5 protein-coding genes are annotated in these 4,084 nt (G+C 62.1%); all 5 read right to left on the bottom strand.

Going from position 1 to position 4,084, the window contains the following annotated elements:
- Window positions 1–54: 54 nt before the first annotated feature.
- On the bottom strand, window positions 55–393 hold the full coding sequence (locus tag AB1K54_RS17210) for a hypothetical protein (RefSeq protein ID WP_371203988.1): 339 nt from the start codon (window positions 391–393) through the stop codon (window positions 55–57).
- Between the two features lie 290 nt (window positions 394–683).
- On the bottom strand, window positions 684–1,655 hold the full coding sequence (locus AB1K54_RS17205) for a DUF2971 domain-containing protein (protein WP_371203987.1): 972 nt from the start codon (window positions 1,653–1,655) through the stop codon (window positions 684–686).
- 120 nt (window positions 1,656–1,775) lie between these two features.
- A complete protein-coding gene (locus AB1K54_RS17200) occupies window positions 1,776–2,375 on the bottom strand; it encodes a hypothetical protein (RefSeq protein ID WP_371203986.1) in 600 nt (199 codons plus the stop codon).
- A gap of 166 nt (window positions 2,376–2,541) precedes the next feature.
- Window positions 2,542–2,934 (bottom strand): hypothetical protein, encoded by a 393-nt coding sequence (locus AB1K54_RS17195; RefSeq protein WP_371203985.1) that lies wholly within the window; start codon window positions 2,932–2,934, stop codon window positions 2,542–2,544.
- A gap of 26 nt (window positions 2,935–2,960) precedes the next feature.
- Window positions 2,961–3,740 (bottom strand): hypothetical protein, encoded by a 780-nt coding sequence (locus AB1K54_RS17190; RefSeq protein WP_371203984.1) that lies wholly within the window; start codon window positions 3,738–3,740, stop codon window positions 2,961–2,963.
- Window positions 3,741–4,084 lie beyond the last annotated feature (344 nt).

Raw genomic sequence — 4,084 nt, 5'->3', positions numbered from 1 at the left:
GGAGACCCGCCCCCGCAGCGCCACGCGGCCCGTCGTCGTACCCTCATGCCAGAATCAGCGACACAACCCCGACAACGACGCCGAGCAGCCCCGATCAACAGCCCGATGAAAAATCGAGGCTAGGCATCGCTGAATCTCGTCGTGGAAGTCTTCGGGATAGTGGGCGCCCTGCGGATCAGCTTCGGAGAGAAACAGCCGGCATGTCTGAATCAACCAGTCCGTACTTTGACCGCTCACGAGTGGCCACACCATATGGCTGTCAGCCAACTCCTCGATGAACTCGCCGAGCATTGCATCGAGCAGTGCTGTTGAGTGCGCGACCCGACCGATCGCGGTGTACAACTCGACCGGTAGTTGCGTGTGCCACGCGATAGCGGACTCAACCTCATCCATGGCGCGAGGCTATCGCCTCGAGACGCAACTGGCGGCGACAAGATTCGTGACACCAAGGACGGCGCTGGTCGGCCATCCATAAACGGGCAATGCCCGCAGGACGCGGCTCGCGGGCGGACTTAAGCGCGCACGATTGCGATCCGTGAATTGGGCATTGCCCGGTGAAGGCCCGTCGCATGCAACTCTCAGCACGCTCGTTCTGATCCCCGGCCGGGTGTTGCACACGACTGCCGGCGCGATCCGTTCGGTCTCCATGCGCCTTGAAAGAATGACGCAAGGGGTCCTGGACGCTATGGCAGATATGGAATACCGGCGCCATCGACCTCGACGTCATATCCCCGAGATCGCAGGAACTCGCGCATTGAAGCAACCCTCCGGCGCTCTGAGTCACCCTGTGGCGGCCCGACGTGGACAGCGGTAATCGGCAACGGCAATGGGCTGGTACCAGCTATGGCGGCCTGGAGCCCTTTTTCGGGGTCGCTTATGGTGCCATGGAGCTTCACGAACGGCACGATTCCACGAGCTGTCGGCCGATAGTGAGTAGTCGTCGACTCTTGTTTCATGACTACGACCCGGACCTCACTCTCCGCACGGAACGCGGGGTGCTTTAGCGCAGCGACAAGCATGGACAGGTTCTGCTCGAGGAGCGACGCAGGTTCGTGGTCGTGCCGTATGGCTTGCGAAATGAGTTTGTCCTGGGAGACCAATTCGTCTAGCAACTCCCTAATGTATGCGTCCTGGTCTTCGCGCTCGTAGACCACCTCCAGCCAGAGGGGTAGAGCCTGGCGCGGCGACGGCCCTCCACTACGATCAGCGTCGTGGAGCAGGCTCAACGCGTCGAGGCCCACAGCACACCCGGAGGAGTCGCCGTAGTTGGCCCATTGGTTGAGGAGAAACGGTGAGGTCGAGGCGCTGAGAACGAACGGCGCGTTCTCGATCATCGAATCCTCAAGATTCTCGATCGCCCTCTGCAGGAGCTCGCTGGCGGCGGGGTCAGACCCCGCCGGAGCAGACCATCGTGATCCGACATCTTGAACCCTCGCGACTCCATACGACATCTCGCCAGCGTCGTTGAGCATCGCCGCTGAGCTCGCCCAAAGCTCGTGATTCCGGGCGATGCCGAAGCAGCCCTCAACCGACGTGTAGTGCCAGGCGGTGCCGGTAAACCACCGATGTTTGGGATACTCGTGCCATGCGTCGCCGAAAGAGAGATGTGGAACGACGCCCTTTGGATCTGGCGACTCGGCTGGGTTCACCTCCATGCAATCCACCGTATCGGTGTGCCCCGGCTTCGATCCCCCTGCGGGCAGTGCGCGCTTGCGGGTCCCGTGTGTGCGGTCTCGGTACCAGCTCAACACCCAGGCCCATCGGTGGATCGAGGCTTAGTTGTTCTCGACTGACGGATCCACGGCGACAAGGCCAGTTCTCCCTACCGCATGCTCGATCATCGTTCGTTCTTTCGCGATCAACTCCGGCATCTCATCATCTGAGATCGAGACCACACCGTCTCCGTAACGCGCGGCGGCGCGCTCACTCCGGAGTCGCTTGAGAAGCGCAAAGAATCCGTCGGGTGCATTTCCCAGGCGCTCGTTGTCGCGGAGCCACTTGTCTCGAACGTTGTGGAATGTCGTCCGTTCGGACTGGCCGAGCATCTGCGCCTGAACTGTCAGCTCGGCGGCCGAGAGCAGATTGTCGATCGCTGGGCGGAGCGCGCGCTCGTAGTACCCCTCGGCGGTTTCGAGGTAGTCATCGGCCAAGCCGAGAAGCTCCGCGTTGCGCTGCTTGTTGTACCGGAAGTCGAAGGCCACGTAGCCGCTCGCCCCCACCACTACGTACGCCAGCCATCCGCTGTCGGCATGGATGCCGACAGGCCAGAAGGCCTCCAAGCTGCTGATGTTCTCCGGCGTGACCGCCTCGCTTTTCGCTATCGGTGCCGAGGCAACGGCCCGCGCTTGAAGGGATACATCATCGTTCAACCGCACGATCGGAGTGGCGCCAACGGCGGGAGCTCGATGACTGCTTTGCCGACATCGGCCCGCGTAAGACCATCGCCGCGTCGAGTCAACTCGGCGTCCACCCATGTTGTGAACATCATCTCGACGATGTTCTCGCCGAAGGAGTCGGCCCGCTCGCCGTCCTCGTCTGTCATCAGCGGCGCAGGCTCACGGGGATCTCGAGCTGCTCATCGCGCCCTTCGATGTGTGCGTAGGCCGCAATCGTCCCGATCTCCGGCAGCCCGAGGGTCGCGTCACGAAAATGAACGACGACGGCATCCGTCGTTGCGGTGACGCTGTCTGCGAGGTAGTTCGCCTGAGTCGCGCTTTCATTGTCGAAGATCCACGCACTGATTTCGGTGCTGAACCTCACGCCGAACCGCTTGCCCCCGTTTCCGGTCGGGTCGTAGTAGTACATGCCATATCCGAAGTACTCGAGCGTTGGGGTCTCGACAGGGTCGCCGAGACCCCACGTCACCGTGACGGAGTCTGCGTCCTCTTCGACGAGGACGGATGTGACAGTTCGGAGAAGGTGCGATGCTGACATGATCTCCTCGTAGGTTCGCTTCTGGTTCAGGCCACGTATTGCAACAGCGCGATGCCGGTACCCATGATCGTCGCGAGGCCCACAAGTGCCGCGCCGATCACCTTCGCCCGGGTCCAGAAGGGCCTCGTCGCATCTTCGCGAGGAATCGTGACAGTGCCACCCTCGGCGGCCTGAGCGATATGGACACGATTTCCTCGGCCATTGATAACGAAGCTCACGGCGTTGGCGGCCTGGGCCGGGGTGGGTAGCGACTGCCCGGCCGGCGTGCTGGAGCGAAGCTCGGCGATGAGTTCGGCGAGGCGGGTTCGGATCTGGTCGAGCACACCCTCAAGTGCGACGGTGCTGACGCTCCAGTACAGGTCAGTGATGTGGCCGTTCAGGTCGCCTGTCATGTTCATGTAGCTGACGAGATCTGGAGCCCCGGGAGGCAGCAGCTTCACTACCCTGTCGCCTCTCTGCTGGTCAACCATGCCGCGAATTTCTCGTACGCCCATGCGCAGCGGGACGACCTCTTTGATCTCGTCTCGGGCAAAGTCAGGGATGTCGAGCGCGCCGATGGTTTGATGCCGGATGATCCCACCCGGGACCGATCCGTCGATCTGGAGAGGTGCGTGCACGGACCGGTACGACGGCAGCTCGTCCTGCTTCTCGTAGCCACGGAGTTCCAGTGAGGCCCAGTCGCGTAGTTCCGCAGACCCGGCGTTGCCGCCCAGCAGAATGAGCTTGCGCAGCAGCGTGTCGAGGGGCTTCTCGTCGATAAGGTCGCGTTCGATCTGCGCCATGAGGTTTCCGCGTTTGTTGCTCACGCTTGAAGTATCTCGTCAGGTCCCGACACCCGCGGTCGCGACGCAAGGTGAATAACCATCGGTTGGCCGCTGCAATAATCGAGAGCCCTGCGCTTGCAGTACGCGGCGGCTCCGGCGAACGAATCGCACCACGTCACTGGGTGACGGTGCTTCGGCTCGAGAGCGTGGCGGTCCACCCGCCACGTGAGCAGCGTCTCACCCGTATTTCGGTAGATGCTGGGCGGGTGCGTCCCATAGCGTGGTGTCACTTCCTGCGGTTCCTCGTCGTCGTTGACGATTGAGGGCCACCGTGGGATGACCAGTTGTTTCCGCCAAGAAGCAAAGAAGAGATCCCACGATGACCC

The organism is Microbacterium sp. BWT-B31 (assembly GCF_041379855.1).
Classification (GTDB): domain Bacteria; phylum Actinomycetota; class Actinomycetes; order Actinomycetales; family Microbacteriaceae; genus Microbacterium.
This window is presented reverse-complemented; position numbering and strand designations above follow the sequence as displayed.

Bases quoted from the DNA above. Each gene is read 5' to 3' on its own strand.
- AB1K54_RS17210 (WP_371203988.1), bottom strand. From the start codon at position 393: ATGGATGAGGTTGAGTCCGCTATCGCGTGGCACACGCAACTACCGGTC.
- AB1K54_RS17205 (WP_371203987.1), bottom strand. From the start codon at position 1,655: ATGGAGGTGAACCCAGCCGAGTCGCCAGATCCAAAGGGCGTCGTTCCA.
- AB1K54_RS17195 (WP_371203985.1), bottom strand. From the start codon at position 2,934: ATGTCAGCATCGCACCTTCTCCGAACTGTCACATCCGTCCTCGTCGAA.